Origin of the sequence: Bacillus mycoides, assembly GCF_000832605.1 — a bacterium.
In the GTDB taxonomy this organism is placed as follows: domain Bacteria; phylum Bacillota; class Bacilli; order Bacillales; family Bacillaceae_G; genus Bacillus_A; species Bacillus_A mycoides.
In genome coordinates this window covers 3,906,898-3,920,665 of the sequence record NZ_CP009692.1, presented here as the reverse complement: position 1 = coordinate 3,920,665, position 13,768 = coordinate 3,906,898, and the positions used below count along the sequence as shown (strand labels likewise).

Annotated in this window: 15 protein-coding genes; 14 read left to right on the top strand and 1 reads right to left on the bottom strand. The window is 34.3% G+C overall.

Features of this window, described 5'->3' with window-relative positions:
- Positions 1-4: 4 nt before the first annotated feature.
- From BG05_RS21890 to BG05_RS21855, 8 genes are all read left to right on the top strand, one after another.
- Positions 5-421 (top strand): MaoC family dehydratase, encoded by a 417-nt coding sequence (locus BG05_RS21890; protein WP_002012316.1) that lies wholly within the window; start codon positions 5-7, stop codon positions 419-421.
- Positions 421-1,416 carry a 3-oxoacyl-ACP synthase gene (locus BG05_RS21885; protein ID WP_001219349.1) on the top strand — a complete coding sequence of 332 codons (996 nt, stop codon included), beginning with the start codon at positions 421-423 and terminating at the stop codon, positions 1,414-1,416. The genes BG05_RS21890 and BG05_RS21885 overlap by 1 nt, the downstream gene beginning before the upstream one ends.
- Before the next feature lie 62 nt (positions 1,417-1,478).
- Positions 1,479-3,275 carry a 6-bladed beta-propeller gene (locus tag BG05_RS21880; RefSeq protein ID WP_002126883.1) on the top strand — a complete coding sequence of 599 codons (1,797 nt, stop codon included), beginning with the start codon at positions 1,479-1,481 and terminating at the stop codon, positions 3,273-3,275.
- Between the two features lie 234 nt (positions 3,276-3,509).
- Entirely contained in the window at positions 3,510-4,727 is a 1,218-nt protein-coding gene (locus tag BG05_RS21875) for a substrate-binding domain-containing protein (RefSeq protein ID WP_000061988.1), read from the top strand.
- 91 nt (positions 4,728-4,818) lie between these two features.
- Complete coding sequence (locus BG05_RS21870) at positions 4,819-5,592, top strand: ABC transporter ATP-binding protein (protein WP_003188514.1); 774 nt, start codon at positions 4,819-4,821, stop codon at positions 5,590-5,592.
- The gene (locus BG05_RS21865) at positions 5,570-6,271 is read left to right on the top strand and encodes a branched-chain amino acid ABC transporter ATP-binding protein (protein ID WP_016126779.1); all 702 of its coding nucleotides are present in this window, start codon (positions 5,570-5,572) and stop codon (positions 6,269-6,271) included. Before BG05_RS21870 ends, BG05_RS21865 begins: the two co-directional genes overlap by 23 nt.
- Before the next feature lie 21 nt (positions 6,272-6,292).
- Entirely contained in the window at positions 6,293-7,153 is an 861-nt protein-coding gene (locus tag BG05_RS21860) for a branched-chain amino acid ABC transporter permease (protein ID WP_000382784.1), read from the top strand.
- Between the two features lie 49 nt (positions 7,154-7,202).
- The gene (locus BG05_RS21855; protein WP_002126891.1) at positions 7,203-8,156 is read left to right on the top strand and encodes a branched-chain amino acid ABC transporter permease; all 954 of its coding nucleotides are present in this window, start codon (positions 7,203-7,205) and stop codon (positions 8,154-8,156) included.
- A 164-nt stretch (positions 8,157-8,320) separates the two neighbouring features.
- On the opposite strand, the gene BG05_RS21850 is transcribed toward BG05_RS21855, so the two are convergent.
- Entirely contained in the window at positions 8,321-9,109 is a 789-nt protein-coding gene (locus BG05_RS21850; RefSeq protein WP_002031321.1) for a LysR family transcriptional regulator, read from the bottom strand.
- A gap of 120 nt (positions 9,110-9,229) precedes the next feature.
- Between BG05_RS21850 and BG05_RS21845 the strand changes: the two genes are divergently transcribed.
- The 6 genes from BG05_RS21845 (at position 9,230) to BG05_RS21820 (ending at position 13,165) form a co-directional block, all read left to right on the top strand.
- Positions 9,230-9,796, top strand: a complete 567-nt coding sequence (locus BG05_RS21845; protein WP_002126895.1) for a DUF4865 family protein — start codon at positions 9,230-9,232, stop codon at positions 9,794-9,796.
- Between the two features lie 24 nt (positions 9,797-9,820).
- Complete coding sequence (locus BG05_RS21840) at positions 9,821-10,231, top strand: tautomerase family protein (protein WP_002126897.1); 411 nt, start codon at positions 9,821-9,823, stop codon at positions 10,229-10,231.
- A complete protein-coding gene (locus BG05_RS21835) occupies positions 10,228-10,551 on the top strand; it encodes a carboxymuconolactone decarboxylase family protein (RefSeq protein ID WP_033708126.1) in 324 nt (107 codons plus the stop codon). The genes BG05_RS21840 and BG05_RS21835 overlap by 4 nt, the downstream gene beginning before the upstream one ends.
- A gap of 101 nt (positions 10,552-10,652) precedes the next feature.
- Positions 10,653-11,096 (top strand): MarR family winged helix-turn-helix transcriptional regulator, encoded by a 444-nt coding sequence (locus BG05_RS21830; RefSeq protein ID WP_003188510.1) that lies wholly within the window; start codon positions 10,653-10,655, stop codon positions 11,094-11,096.
- A gap of 52 nt (positions 11,097-11,148) precedes the next feature.
- The gene (locus BG05_RS21825) at positions 11,149-12,090 is read left to right on the top strand and encodes a ring-cleaving dioxygenase (protein WP_016126780.1); all 942 of its coding nucleotides are present in this window, start codon (positions 11,149-11,151) and stop codon (positions 12,088-12,090) included.
- A 16-nt stretch (positions 12,091-12,106) separates the two neighbouring features.
- On the top strand, positions 12,107-13,165 hold the full coding sequence (locus tag BG05_RS21820; RefSeq protein WP_003188507.1) for an LLM class flavin-dependent oxidoreductase: 1,059 nt from the start codon (positions 12,107-12,109) through the stop codon (positions 13,163-13,165).
- Positions 13,166-13,768 lie beyond the last annotated feature (603 nt).

Below are 13,768 nucleotides of genomic sequence, written 5' to 3'. Positions count from 1 at the left end.
AGGGATGATTATGTATAGTTCCGGTCAACAGGCATCATGTAGTAAAACAATAACAGAAACGGATTTTGTATTATTTGCGGGTTTGAGCGGGGATTTTAATCCAATTCATATTGATCATGAGTATGCAAAACAAACTAGATTTAATCAAAGAATCGCACATGGTTTATTAACTTCTAGTTTATTATCACAATTGTTAGGCGTTCATTTACCAGGAAAGGGTTCCGTTTATATGGAACAAACTATTAAATTTACAGCGCCAGTTTTTATAGGAGATACGATTACAGCTACGGCAACAGTACAAGAATTTATGATAGAAAAGAGAGTTTTGAAATTGTTAACTGAGTGTCATAACCAAAAAGGAGATTTAGTGTTAACAGGTGTAGCGACTATGATGGTGCCAAAAGAAGGAGGAATTGTCTAATGAGAATTGGGATTGAAGCAACTGGTGTTTTCTTCCCAAAAGACGTAGAGACGGCCGCAGATTTATCTAAAAAAACAGGTATTCCTGAGAATATTATTATAGAAAAGTTTGGGTTATATGAAAAACATGTCGCAGACGAAACGATGCATGCATCAGATTTAGCTATTGCTGCTGCAAAGCCAATATTATTACAAGTAGATCCTCAATCTATTGATGTAGTCATTTATTTTGGCAGTCCACATAAAGATTACCACGTATGGTCTAGTGCCCCAAAAATTCAGCATGAACTTGGATTGAAAAATGCTTATGCTTTTGAAATTATGAATGTTAGTTCTTGCTTTCCAATCGCTCTCAAAGTCGCAAAGGATATGCTCTACTCTGATAAATCAATTGAAAATATATTATTAGTAGGTGGATGTAAAGAATCTCAAATTGTAGATTATGATAATCCACGCTCACGTTTTATGTTTAATTTTGCTGATGGCGGAAGTGCAGCTTTAGTAAAAAAGGGAGCTAGCAACGGTGAAATATTAGGCAGTGCGATTATAACGGATGGTTCATTTCATGACGATGTTCGTATTCCAGCTGGTGGATCGAAGCAGGTTGCGAGCTATGATACAGTTGAGAATCGACAACATTATATTGATGTAATAGATCCTATTAGTATGAAAGAACGTTTAGATCCAATTTCAACCCCTAATTTTGATAAGGTTATTCGGGAGGCGTTAAGAAAAAGTGGATTTACTCCTAAAGATATTAAAGTATTGTTACCACTGCATACAAAACGCTCTATGCTAATAGAATTGTTACAGGGGCTGGGCTTAGTAGAAGAGCAAGTTGTATATTTAGATCATTATGGGCATATGTCAGCACTTGACCCATGTATAGGTCTTCATTTTGCAAATGAGCAAGGGAAATTACAGCCTGGAGATATTGCAGTAGTGGTTAGTGCAGGTACTGGGTATACTTGGGCAGCTACTGTGATTAGATGGTAGTAAGTATGGATTTTATCAAAAAAATTATATGTTGTTTTTTCATTGTTATTGTGAGTCTAGGGATGTTTGCTTCTGTAGGAAGTGCCTCTGCTGTAAAATATGTGAAATCATGGGGGAGTGAGCTAGATACTTCTAAGTTATTAAGGACACCAGTGGCGATGGCAAGGGATGCAAAAGGATTTTTGTATGTTGTTGATATGGGGAATAATAGGATTTTGAAAATAGATAAGAATGGAGAAGTTGTTGATGCTATAGGAACTTTAGGTGAAGGTCCGGGACAGTTTAATATGCCATTTGGTATTGCTGTTGATAAAGAAGGTAATATTTTAGTTGCGGATACAGCGAATTATCGTATTCAAAAATTTAATGAGGAGTTTCAATTTATTAAAAGTTGGGGCACAAAAGGTAAAGGAAGTGAGCAGTTCTCGTTTCCTAGGGAAATTGCAGTAGATAGCGATAACAATTACTATATTACGGATGAATACAATCATCGTATTCAAAAATATAGCCCGGATGGGCAGTATATTCAAACAATAGGGAGTTATGGAAAGGCGAATGGAGAAATGGCTTTACCACAAGGAATTGCGATAAATAAACAAGACGAGGTCTATATTGCAGACACATATAACAATCGTATTCAAGTGTTTGATAAAAAAGGGGAGTTTCAGCGAGTAATCGGAACAGGAATTGCAGGTTTAGGCCCATATCAATTCTACCATCCAAGAGGAATAAATTTTGACTCAACATCTGGATCGCTATATGTAGCAGATACATATAACAATCGGATAATGAAATTTACAAATAAAGATCAATTTTTATATACAGTAGGTAACTTTTTTCAGTTTGTTTATCCTAATCAAGTTTTTCCGGATGGTAAAGGGAATATCTATATAACGGATACGGGAAATAATCGTGTACTTTTATATAATGAGGTAGGCCTAACAGCGGTAATGAAGAAAACCATAGGTAATGAAAGGAATGGAAATACACAATATGCAGGACCTTATGATGTCGAAAGAGACACGAATGGAAATGTTTTTGTATCTGATTCTTTTAATCATCGAATTTTGAAATATGATATATCTGGGAAGATTGTTGCTAAGTGGGGAAGTTTATTTGGTACTGGTGGGCCACTTGGGTTCGGAAGTCTTCCAGGACAGTTTTTTGTTCCAAGACAGATTGCAACGGATCGTTACAATAATGTGTATGTATCTGATTCTGTAAATCATCGTATCCAAAAATTCACCAATTCAGGGATAGCGCTTGCTTCATATGGTTCATTTGGAGTATTACCAGGTTTTTTTCAATTTCCATCTGGAATAGCTATTGATAGCAAAGGAAACATATTTATAGCTGATTCAGAAAATCATCGTATTCAAAAATTTAATCCATTCTTTGTATATATGAAAGAATGGGGGAGAAAAGGAAGTGGAGAGGGAGAGTTTTTTCAACCTATGCAATTAGCAATTGATTCAAAAGATAATGTTTATGTTGTGGATCGGATTAATAATAGGGTTCAAAAATTTGATAATGAGGGTAATTTTCTTACAAAATGGGGTACAAATCATGGAGCTGGAAACTTAGATCCACTAGAAAATTGGAGAGAGGGTTCAGGAGATCTTTTTTTGCCAATAGGAATTGAAATCGATATAAATAATACGGTATATGTCACAGATACTTCTAATAATCGTGTGAATATTTACAATGAAAATGGGAATTTTTTAGAGTCTTTTGGAAGTTTTAATGGTATGTCAGGGCAGTTTTTCTCACCACAAGGAATAGATGTGGATAGTCAAGGGAATATCATTATTACAGATGGTTTACTCCAAAGAATTCAATTTTTTAAGAAAGCTAATTAATATTGGAGACTCAAAATGCTTGTTAGAAAGGATAGAAGTTTAATAGTTTGGGAATGCGGTATAGGTAGGAATAAAATATTTATATGAAATTGTAAAGGTGTTTAATGGAAATCGGAGAAGATACATGTATACTAACAATCTCGTTTATATTATTCAAAGGAAAAGTCATAATTACGGATGGGTAACTTTGGCGTGTTTGACTCTATCAGAAAGTAAAGTATGGGGAGGATCACAATGTCGATGAAAAAACGTAAATGGCTAAAAATGGTGGCTGCTGGTTGTGTTTTAGGTTCGTTATTAATAACGGCAGCTTGTTCAGGAAAGAAAACAAGTACAGAGGATGAAAAGACGATTAAGGTAGGGGTTCTTGCTTCATTAACAGGTCCATTAGAATCATATGGAAAACAAACAGTGAACGGATTTGAATTAGGGTTAGACTATGCAACTGGTGGAACTGGGAAAGTGGAAGGGAAGAAGATTAAGTTTGTTGTAGAAGATACGGAAACGAAAGCTGATGTAGCGGTTAAAAAAGCTACGAAGTTATTAGAAGAAGAGAAAGTCGATTTTTTAGTCGGATCGTCTAGTTCAAGTGATACATTAGCGGTTTTACCACTTGCAGAGGAATATGAAAAAATAATGGTTGTAGAACCAGCAGTAGCTGATAGTATTACCGGGAAGAACTGGAATAAATATATTTTTAGAACAGGTAGAAATTCATCTCAAGATGCAGTCGCTGGTGCTGCGGCAATTGCTAAAAAAGATGTGAAAATAGCAACGTTAGCACAAGATAATGCTTACGGCCGTGAGGGAATTGCGGCATTTAAAGCTGGAGCGAAGAAATTAGGTGCGAATATTGTAAACGAGCAATATGCTGATACAAATTCGACTGACTTCACTGCAAATATTCAAAATATTATTAGCTCAAAACCAGATTATTTATTTATCGTTTGGGCAGGTGCGAATTCACCTTGGAAACAGTTAAAAGATATGAATGTGGAAGCGCAGGGTATTAAAATTTCTACTGGTGCACCAGATATACCGGCATTAAAAACGATGGATGCGTTAGTAGGAATGCAAGGTTTTTCTGTTTATTATCACACACTTCCGAAAAATAAGGTGAATGATTGGTTAGTTGAAGAACATAAAAAACGATTTAATGGTGCGGTGCCAGATTTATTTACAGCAGGAGGAATGTCAGCGGCAATTTCAATTGTAGAAGCTTTAAAGAAAACAAAAGGTGATACAGATGTAGATACATTGATTAAGAAAATGGAAGGAATGGAATTTGATACACCGAAAGGAAAGATGAAATTTAGAGAGAAGGATCATCAAGCGATGCAGACACTTTATTCTATCACATTGAAAAAGCAAGATGGTGTTGATTATCCGGTGCCAGTATTAGAGCGAGAATTAACGATGAAAGAGACAGAACCCCAAGTTCAAAATAAATAGACTGAATTTTCTGTTGTTTTCGTATAAAGAGGGAGTACACCCTCTTTATACGTATTTCTTTCATACTTAAAGCTTTAAAGGGAGGGATTTCGTGACACATTTGCTAGAAACGAAAAATCTTTGCGTATCTTTTGGCGAGCATCATGTTATTAAGGATGTGAATTTAACAGTACAAAAAGGAAAGCTCATTTCAATTATTGGACCAAATGGTGCAGGAAAGACAACGCTATTCAATTTACTAAGTGGACAAATTTCTCCAACAAAGGGTGAAGTATATTTTAAAGGACAAGAGATTACAAATTTATCAATTTCGGATCGTACTCGATTAGGAATTGGTCGTTCTTTTCAATTTACAAATATATTCCCAGAGTTAACGGTACTTGAAAATGTTCGTTTAAGTGTTCAATCATTTGTGCAAGATTACTATAGTTTTTTTCCGAGTTCGGCAAAATTTAAGCAACAAGTTGGAGAGGCGAGACGTTTCTTAAAAACAGTATTACTTCACGAGAAAGAACATGTATTAGCGAAAGATCTAGCGCATGGGGAAAAACGAAAGTTAGAGCTTGCGATGTTATTAGCTTTAAAAACGGATGTGTTACTACTTGATGAGCCGACGGCAGGTATATCAGTTGAGGAGGTACCGGCTATTTTACAAGTGATTGAAAATATTAAGAAACATCCAGAGAGTACAATTGTACTTATTGAACACAAAATGGATATGGTACTAGGTTTGTCAGACCATCTTATCGTTTTATTCCATGGAGAGTTATTGGCTGAAGGTTTGCCCGAAGAAATGATGAAAGATGAGCGTGTACAAAGTGCTTATTTAGGGGGATTATATAGTGGCACTATTACAAGTGAATAATATAGAGACGTATTTAGATCAGTTTCATATTTTACAAGGGGTATCTCTTACTGTTGAGAAAGGAACGATTACTGTACTGTTTGGAAGAAATGGGGCAGGGAAGACTACGACATTACGTTCGGTTATGGGATTTCACCATATCGCACATGGTGAAATTTATTATGATAGTACACAAGTAAATGGATTATCTACACATTTAATTTCAAGGAAAGGAATAGGGTATGTACCAGAAAATCAAGGTATTTTTCACGACCTGACAGTAGAAGAAACATTCGCTCTTGCTAGGGAGAAGGGAGAAGAAGCGGAAGAAAAAATAGACTGGATGCTTGAATTATTTCCAGATTTAAAGCAATTTTGGCACAAAAAAAGCGGACTCTTAAGCGGAGGGCAAAAGCAAATGCTAGCAATTTCAAGAGCATTTATTAATAGTGATGGTTTATTACTTATTGATGAGCCGAGTAAAGGCTTGTCGCCCATTATGATAGAAAAATTAATGATAGCCATTTTGAAAATGAAAGAGAAAACAACAGTTTTACTCGTTGAACAAAACTTTATGATGGCTAGTCAAATTGGTGATTACTTTTATATTATGGATAACGGAAGAATTGTTCATAACGGTTTTATGCATGAATTAAAAGAGGATAAGGAAATGTGTCACAAATATTTAGGAATCTCTTAACATGAATCCGGGGTGAGAAGGATGGATGTGTTAATCAATTTATTTGTAAATGGGATTTCAACAGGGATGCTCATTTTTTTATTAGCGTCAGGTCTTTCACTTATTTTTGGTTTAATGAGCGTTCTAAACTTCGCACATGGTGGGTTATTTGCATGGGGAGCTTTTACAGGTGTATGGATATTTAATACAACTGGAAGCTATTTACTCGCTTTAATTGGAGCAATTGCTATGGGGATGTTTCTTGGATTCATTTTAGAAAGATTCCTTATTAGACCGGTATATGGAAATCATGTTCGCCAGCTTCTTGTGACGCTTGGAGGAATGCTTGTACTTAGTGAATGTATTAAAGTATTTTGGGGGCCAAATCCAATTGGTGCTAAATTACCGTTATGGTTACAAGGTAGTTATACATTTGAAGGCGTTATATTAATTAAATATCGTCTATTCGTTATTTTAATTGGGATCATCATTTACATTGCCTTACTATTATTGCTCAAAAAAACAAAGATAGGTCTTATGATTCGCGCAGGTGTAATGGATAAAGAGATGGTTCAAGCGCTCGGTATTAATGTAAAAGCGATATTTTCTTTCGTCTTTTTATTAGGAGCAGGGATGGCGGCTTTGGGAGGCTTCTTATTAGCACCGTATTCAGGTGTTATTTTCGCCGAGATGGGTATGCAGTATGCGATTTTAGCTTTTATAGTAGTGATAATTGGAGGATTAGGAAGCGTACAAGGTTCAGCAATCGCTTCTTTAATTGTTGGATTAGCTGGTGCTTTTACAGCATATTTTATACCGGATTTATCACTTGCAATTAATATGTTAATGTTACTATTTTTCTTAATAGTGAAGCCAACGGGACTTGTTGGTGAAAAGGGGTGAAATGGTGAACAGCACATCGAATCGAATTAAAGTATACTTCGGAGTATTTATGCTCATTTGTTTAAGTGTATTTCCATTCGTAAATGATTCACGGAGCTTGTTAATTTTGTTCACTCAAATCTTCATCTTTGCTATTTTCGCTATGAGTTTTGATGTTCTCCTTGGATATACAGGTATTGTTTCATTCGGTCATTGTATGTTCTTTGGTATAGGGGCGTATGGGGTAGCACTTTTATTTGATCGACAAGGGGTGTCTATCACAAACTTTTTTATAGGAATAGCAGCCGCAATTATTGTATCAGCCATCGTTAGTTATATAATCGGTTTGCTTTCTTTACGGCTGAAAAGTCATTTTTATGCAATGTTAACGCTCGCTATTTCCCAGCTGTTTTTTGTACTTGCTGAAAAATGGCGTTCACTGACTCATGGAGGAGATGGATTTACATTTCGTGTACCAGATATATTCCGTGATCGTTTTACATTTTATTATATAACATTTATATGTCTAATCAGTATTTTCATTTTGTTACGTCTTTTCACAAAATCTTCAATTGGGAAAGTGTTAAAGGCGATTTCACAAAATGAACAACGAGTTGAAGCACTTGGCTATAAAGTTCTTCATTATAAAATTATTGCTAGTGTTGTTGCAGGAGTAGTTGCAGCGATTAGCGGTGGTTTATTTGTCATCACATTACGCTTTGTTAATACAACTGTATTTTCAATTGAAATGACGTTAAATGCATTATTGATGACAATGATTGGGGGAGTTGGAACGTTAATCGGAGCTATTGCTGGAGCGGGGATTATTGAATCACTGAAATATTATTTATCAGAACTAGCTACAGAGTATCCGATTTTTGAAAGGTGGACGATTATTCTAGGTTTATTATACATTATCGTGTTATTAGTTTTTCCAAAAGGATTAGTTGGAACGGTTAAGAAGTTGAAGAATTTTAAAAGAAGTAAGAAGGAGAAGAGTACAGGGGTGGAACAGAACGTGTAAAATAAGTCTTCAAGATGAAAAGGGATGTCCTAGTAGTTAAACATATTAACTAGGTAACATCCCTTTTTATTTTATTAAGCCGTACGATAGTATATGAAGTTATATTAGCGATTCGAAAAGGGATATTTATTTACCCGTAAAATACGACAAGTGTAGCCTTTTTATTAATTAAATAGTTCACCTGGAATCACTTTATCTAAGTCTCGAGTTGTAAAGAAGTTAATAGGTAGTTTTTCAACCGCGACATTTTCAACTGGAACTAATTTATCATTTCTAATCGGTAAAAAAGCTATCCCATTTCCCTCAACAATAAACTCTTCAATAAGCGAATAAGAATCTAACTGTTGAAGTTGATGCTGAGATAGATTGTTTTCTTTTAGAAATTGTATTGTCATATTTCTAAAAGGGCACTTTTTATCGTTACTAACAAAGAAAAGTTCTTTTGAAAAGTCAATGTTACACTGTTCTTTCGCTTTTAATAAGCCTACAGAAATTGAAGTGGTGAATACTTTTTTAAACGCTGCGTCGGGATAATCCTCATAAGTTATGACCATATCAACTTTTTGTTGCTGTAGTAGTTTTTGTAAATGGCTACTACTTTCTATATATATTTGATAATTCCTGAAATTTTCTTTAATACGCATACTTAAATAATTAGTCAAAATAGATTGTGACGTCGCTATTACATAAGAAGAAGCACTTGTTTTAATTTCATCTTTGGCTTCTTCTAAAAGAGCTAATATTTTATTCGTGTAGTCTAATAAAATGTCACCAGAAGGTAACAGGGAGACACCTTTGTTATCTCTATGTAGTAAAGGTGTTTCTAATTCTTGTTCTAATTTTTTGATTCGCTCAGTTACATTTGGTTGTACATAGCCTAGTTCTTTAGCGGCTTTACTAATAGATCCTTCGTTAGCTACAGTTTTAAATATGATAAGATCATTTATTTCCATTCATTTCAGCCCCTTATACGGTATCATTATAAATGATATCAAACATAATTTATACCTATTTTACGTCAGCCGATCATCGGTTTATCATTATATATATAAGATCGAAAGTGAGTGATAAACATGATTGGTATGCAATATAAGGTCATTTTACCAAAGGATTATGACATGGAGATTATTAAAAAAAGGGTAAAGGATAATGGGTTTAAAACTGATGGTTTTCAAGAACTAAATTTTAAGGCTTATTTAATTACTGAGACAGGTAAGGGTGGGAATTTCTATAACTGTTATGCACCTTTATATATGTGGAATGGTCATGAAGGGATGAACAAATTTATATTCGAAGGGTATTACGATAATATTTTGCAATCGTTTGGGTGGCAACAAATAAATATAGGTGTTCCATTAGTTGTTAATTTAAGTAATGATTTTAGAAAAAGTAGATATGCTGTTGAATATGCAGGGAGTATTTCTCAAAGTAAATCGCTGATTGGGACGCAATTAAATAAAGTAAATGAAAATGTGCAAAACATAGAAAAATGTTTAGGAAATGTAATAGTTTATAATCCGGATAAGTGGGGATATAGTCAATTCAGTTTTTATAAGGAAAAGCCTGAAATAGATGTAATGGGCGATGTTACTATTTATGAGATTTTACATATTTCACGAGGATATGTTGTTGAATGCTAAATTAAGAAAAAGGAATGAAAATCTATGCCTTTTGTGAACGTTTATTATCATGAAGATATATTAAATAAAGAAGAGTTGAAAAAGATAGGTGAATGTATCCATCTTGCATTAATTGAACATTTTAACATCCCTGAAAATGATTATTTTCAAATATTTTTACCTTATCAACAAAATCAATTTTTGTATAATCCATATTATTTGTTGGAAAGAGGAGAAATGAGAACTGAGAATATGATTCATGTTTCTATTACATGTGGACCTGGAAGAACAGTGCAACAGAAAAAAGGTTTGTATCAATCTATATCCTTTGAAATTTCAGCATGTTCTAATGTGAAAGTTACTGACATTTTTATTACATTACATGAGACAGCTGCTGAAAACTGGTCATTTGGTCAAGGGATGGCACAATTGGTAAAAATGAAGGGAGCAAAATGATGAATGAACCAATTGAATTTTATATTCCAAAGAAAATGAGAGAAATAGCACCTGTATTTTCTCATTATAGTGAAGAGATATTATTTGAGGAAGTGTGGCGGGATGCCACTTTAACATTAAGAGAAAGAAGCTTATGTACATTGTCGGCACTAATCAGTCTTGGTAATACAGAACAATTATCATTTCATCTGAAGCTAGCTAAACAAAATGGGATAATGGAGAATGAATTAATTGCATTAATAACACATATGGCTTTTTATGTTGGTTGGCCAAAAGCTGTGGCAGCTTTAAATATAGCAATGAATGAAATGGAAAGTTAAGAATAATGATTTTGGGAGGTATTTTTAACATATTTCTACTTGCATTACTATCACTTGAGTGGTAAAGTGATAGTAAGATCAAGGCTAGGAAGTGATGAAACATGCGTGAAAATACGATAGGATCGTTAATATGGCTACGTTTAATACGATTTACGAACCAAAGTAATCAAATGTCAAATGAGTTTTTAAAACGTTTTGATTTAACAACAGCACAATTTGATGTGCTTTTGCAAATACGGACTTATCAGCCATTAACACAAATGGAGTTAGCAGAACAGGTTACCGTTACACAAGGTGGTATTTCTCGAATGTTAACACGTCTTGAAAAAGAAGGATATATTATACGAAAACAAGATTGGAAAACGAAAACAATTAGTCTTACAGAGCAAGGGGAAGCGGCTTTAGAAAGAGCATTGCCAGAGCAACTTGCATTTCAATCATCATTTTTTGATGATGTATTAAATGAAGAAGAGCAGAAAATACTATACGAGTTGATGTCAAAAGTTCATAAGCATAGTGAAAAAAAAGAATTACCGAATGAGTAATTTTTTTTACTTAATCAATTGACTAATCAAGTGATAAAGAGGAGGAAGTTTTATGTATATAATTCCAGGACATCACCACATTTCTATGGTGACTAAAAATGCGAAAACAAATAATAATTTTTATCGAGATGTTTTAGGGTTACGCCGGGTGAAAAAGACAGTCAATCAAGATAATCCATTTATGTATCATTTGTTTTATGGTGATTTAACAGGGAGTGCCGGAACTGAATTATCATTTTTTGAAATGCCGAATGTAGGTAGAACAATCCGTGGTACAAATGCAATAACACAAATAGGCTTGCTCGTACCTTCAATAGAAAGTCTTACATTTTGGAAGAGACGTTTTGAGTCACTCCAGGTGGCGCATGGGGAAATTACAACTTACGCCGGAAGAGACGCACTGCACTTTGAAGATCCAGATGGTCTACGGTTAGTGCTGTTAAATAATAAAGATGAAGAGGTGCCTGAATATTGGACTGCATGGGATGAATCTTCTGTAGAGCAGAATCATCGTATTTTAGGCATGGGAACAGTTGAAATGACAGTGCGCAGTTTAAATAAATTATCAAAAACATTAACAGGTTTGTTTAGTTATAAAGAAGTATCTCGTTCAGACGATGAGGGGATTTATCAATCTATCGATGGTCAATCTTTTGGAGAAATTTTGGTGAAACAGCAAGATGGAGAGAGTGAAAGACCAGGAAAAGGAAGTATTCATCATTTAGCTATTCGTGTGAAAAATGATGAAGAACTGAGTTATTGGAATGAAGCGGTGAAAGATAAAGGGTTCCAATCAACAGGGATTATCGATCGCTTTTATTTTAAAAGTTTATATTTCCGTGAGTCAAATGGCATTTTATTTGAGATTGCAACGGATGGACCAGGATTTACAGTAGATTCAACAGTTGAAGAATTAGGAAAAGAGCTGGATTTACCACCATTTTTAGAAGAGAGAAGAAAAGAGATTGAAGAGAAATTAATACCGCTTTATTAAAAGGGAGAGAGCAACTATGGAAAAATACCGTATTGATACAAGTAAGGGAATTGAATTTGGATTATATTCAATTGGAGATCATATTTTAAATCCGCATAATGGTTCGAAAATAAGTGCAGAAAAAAGAATTCATGAACTAATTGAAACAGCTAAGTTAGCAGATGAAGCTGGAATTGATGTGTTTGCTGTCGGTGAAAGTCATCAAGCGCATTTTACAACGCAAGCTCATACAGTTATTTTAGGAGCTATTGCACAAGCTACGAAAAACATTAAAATCGCGAGTTCTGCAACAGTATTAAGCACGTCAGATCCGGTTCGTGTATATGAGGATTTTGCCACAATTGATTTAATTTCTAATGGTCGTGCTGAAATCGTTGCTGGTCGTGGATCTCGTATTGGGGGATATAGTTTACTTGGTTACGATGTAAATTATTATGAAGAACTATTTGAAGAGAAGATGGATCTTTTATTAAAAATAAATAAAGAAGAAAGTGTAACATGGAAAGGGCAGTTTAGAACGCCACTTGAACATGCGGCAATTATACCGAGAGCTAAAAATAACAATATGCCAATTTGGCGTGCTGTTGGAGGGCCACCTGCTAGTGCAATTAAGGCAGGACGCGCAGGTGTACCAATGATGCTTACGACACTTGGTGGCCCAGCTGTTAATTTTAAAGTTTCGGTTGATGCATATCGTGAAGCAGCTGAGCAAAGTGGTTTTGATCCAGCAACATTACCAATTGCAACAACAAGTTTATTTTATACAGCAGAAAATTCACAAGATGCACTTAGTGAATATTATCCTCATATTAATGCTGGTATGCTTGCGCTACGCGGTGGTGGGTATCCAAAACAACAATTTACTAACGCAGTAGATCACCGTGATGCGTTAATGATTGGTAGCCCGCAACAAATTATTGAAAAAATGCTTTATCAATATGAATTATTTGGACAGCAACGTTTTATGGCACAGATTGATTTTGGCGGTGTACCATTTGATAAGATTGAGAAAAACATTGAATTAATTGCTACCGAAATTATGCCGGCTGTTAGAAAATATGCAACGAAAGAATGATTAAAGTACCGGGAATATAATTTATTCTCGGTACTTTTTTATTTAGTCTGTTTGAAAAATGACAAAAAAACGAATTTTATGTCTAGAGAAAGGGGAGTTTTTTTCTATTTGTGAATAACAATATTGTTGATTTGAATTTTGGAAATACATTTTTCTCTTGACAAAAAACTAGCATATTTCTAGGTTTGATTCGAGGGCATTTTTCAAGGGGAAAGTCAAGCGTATGAAGAGAAAAACATAATAACAATTGATATAAGAGTGTGTTGTATGTTTGAAAAGTACGTTTTTAAAATGTGAGAAATCAAATTCAAAAAAATTACAAAAGACATATTTCAGACAAAATCCTGTCAATAATACGTCAAAAATCACCTGAATTTATTATGTAAGTATATTATACAATTCGATTAACGAATAAAACACTACTGAAATAGTGAAAAGGTAAATCGTATGAAGAAAGTTCTTTTGTAATTATCTAAAAAACTGACAATCTATATTTTCAGAAAGTACATAAACGAATTTATCTTTTTGTATTTCCACATGATTGAATTGTTCGTTATGAAGTGAATTCATACAATTCAATCGATATTACGATATAAAAAAATA

Excerpts from the sequence above, each read along its gene's own strand:
- BG05_RS21855 (WP_002126891.1), top strand. The coding sequence starts at position 7,203 with ATGCTCATTTGTTTAAGTGTATTTCCATTCGTAAATGATTCACGGAGC.
- BG05_RS21820 (WP_003188507.1), top strand. The coding sequence starts at position 12,107 with ATGGAAAAATACCGTATTGATACAAGTAAGGGAATTGAATTTGGATTA.
- BG05_RS21875 (WP_000061988.1), top strand. The coding sequence starts at position 3,510 with ATGTCGATGAAAAAACGTAAATGGCTAAAAATGGTGGCTGCTGGTTGT.
- BG05_RS21890 (WP_002012316.1), top strand. The coding sequence starts at position 5 with ATGATTATGTATAGTTCCGGTCAACAGGCATCATGTAGTAAAACAATA.
- BG05_RS21860 (WP_000382784.1), top strand. The coding sequence starts at position 6,293 with ATGGATGTGTTAATCAATTTATTTGTAAATGGGATTTCAACAGGGATG.
- BG05_RS21850 (WP_002031321.1), bottom strand. The coding sequence starts at position 9,109 with ATGGAAATAAATGATCTTATCATATTTAAAACTGTAGCTAACGAAGGA.
- BG05_RS21840 (WP_002126897.1), top strand. The coding sequence starts at position 9,821 with ATGCCTTTTGTGAACGTTTATTATCATGAAGATATATTAAATAAAGAA.
- BG05_RS21830 (WP_003188510.1), top strand. The coding sequence starts at position 10,653 with ATGCGTGAAAATACGATAGGATCGTTAATATGGCTACGTTTAATACGA.
- BG05_RS21825 (WP_016126780.1), top strand. The coding sequence starts at position 11,149 with ATGTATATAATTCCAGGACATCACCACATTTCTATGGTGACTAAAAAT.
- BG05_RS21845 (WP_002126895.1), top strand. The coding sequence starts at position 9,230 with ATGATTGGTATGCAATATAAGGTCATTTTACCAAAGGATTATGACATG.
- BG05_RS21880 (WP_002126883.1), top strand. The coding sequence starts at position 1,479 with ATGTTTGCTTCTGTAGGAAGTGCCTCTGCTGTAAAATATGTGAAATCA.
- BG05_RS21835 (WP_033708126.1), top strand. The coding sequence starts at position 10,228 with ATGATGAATGAACCAATTGAATTTTATATTCCAAAGAAAATGAGAGAA.
- BG05_RS21885 (WP_001219349.1), top strand. The coding sequence starts at position 421 with ATGAGAATTGGGATTGAAGCAACTGGTGTTTTCTTCCCAAAAGACGTA.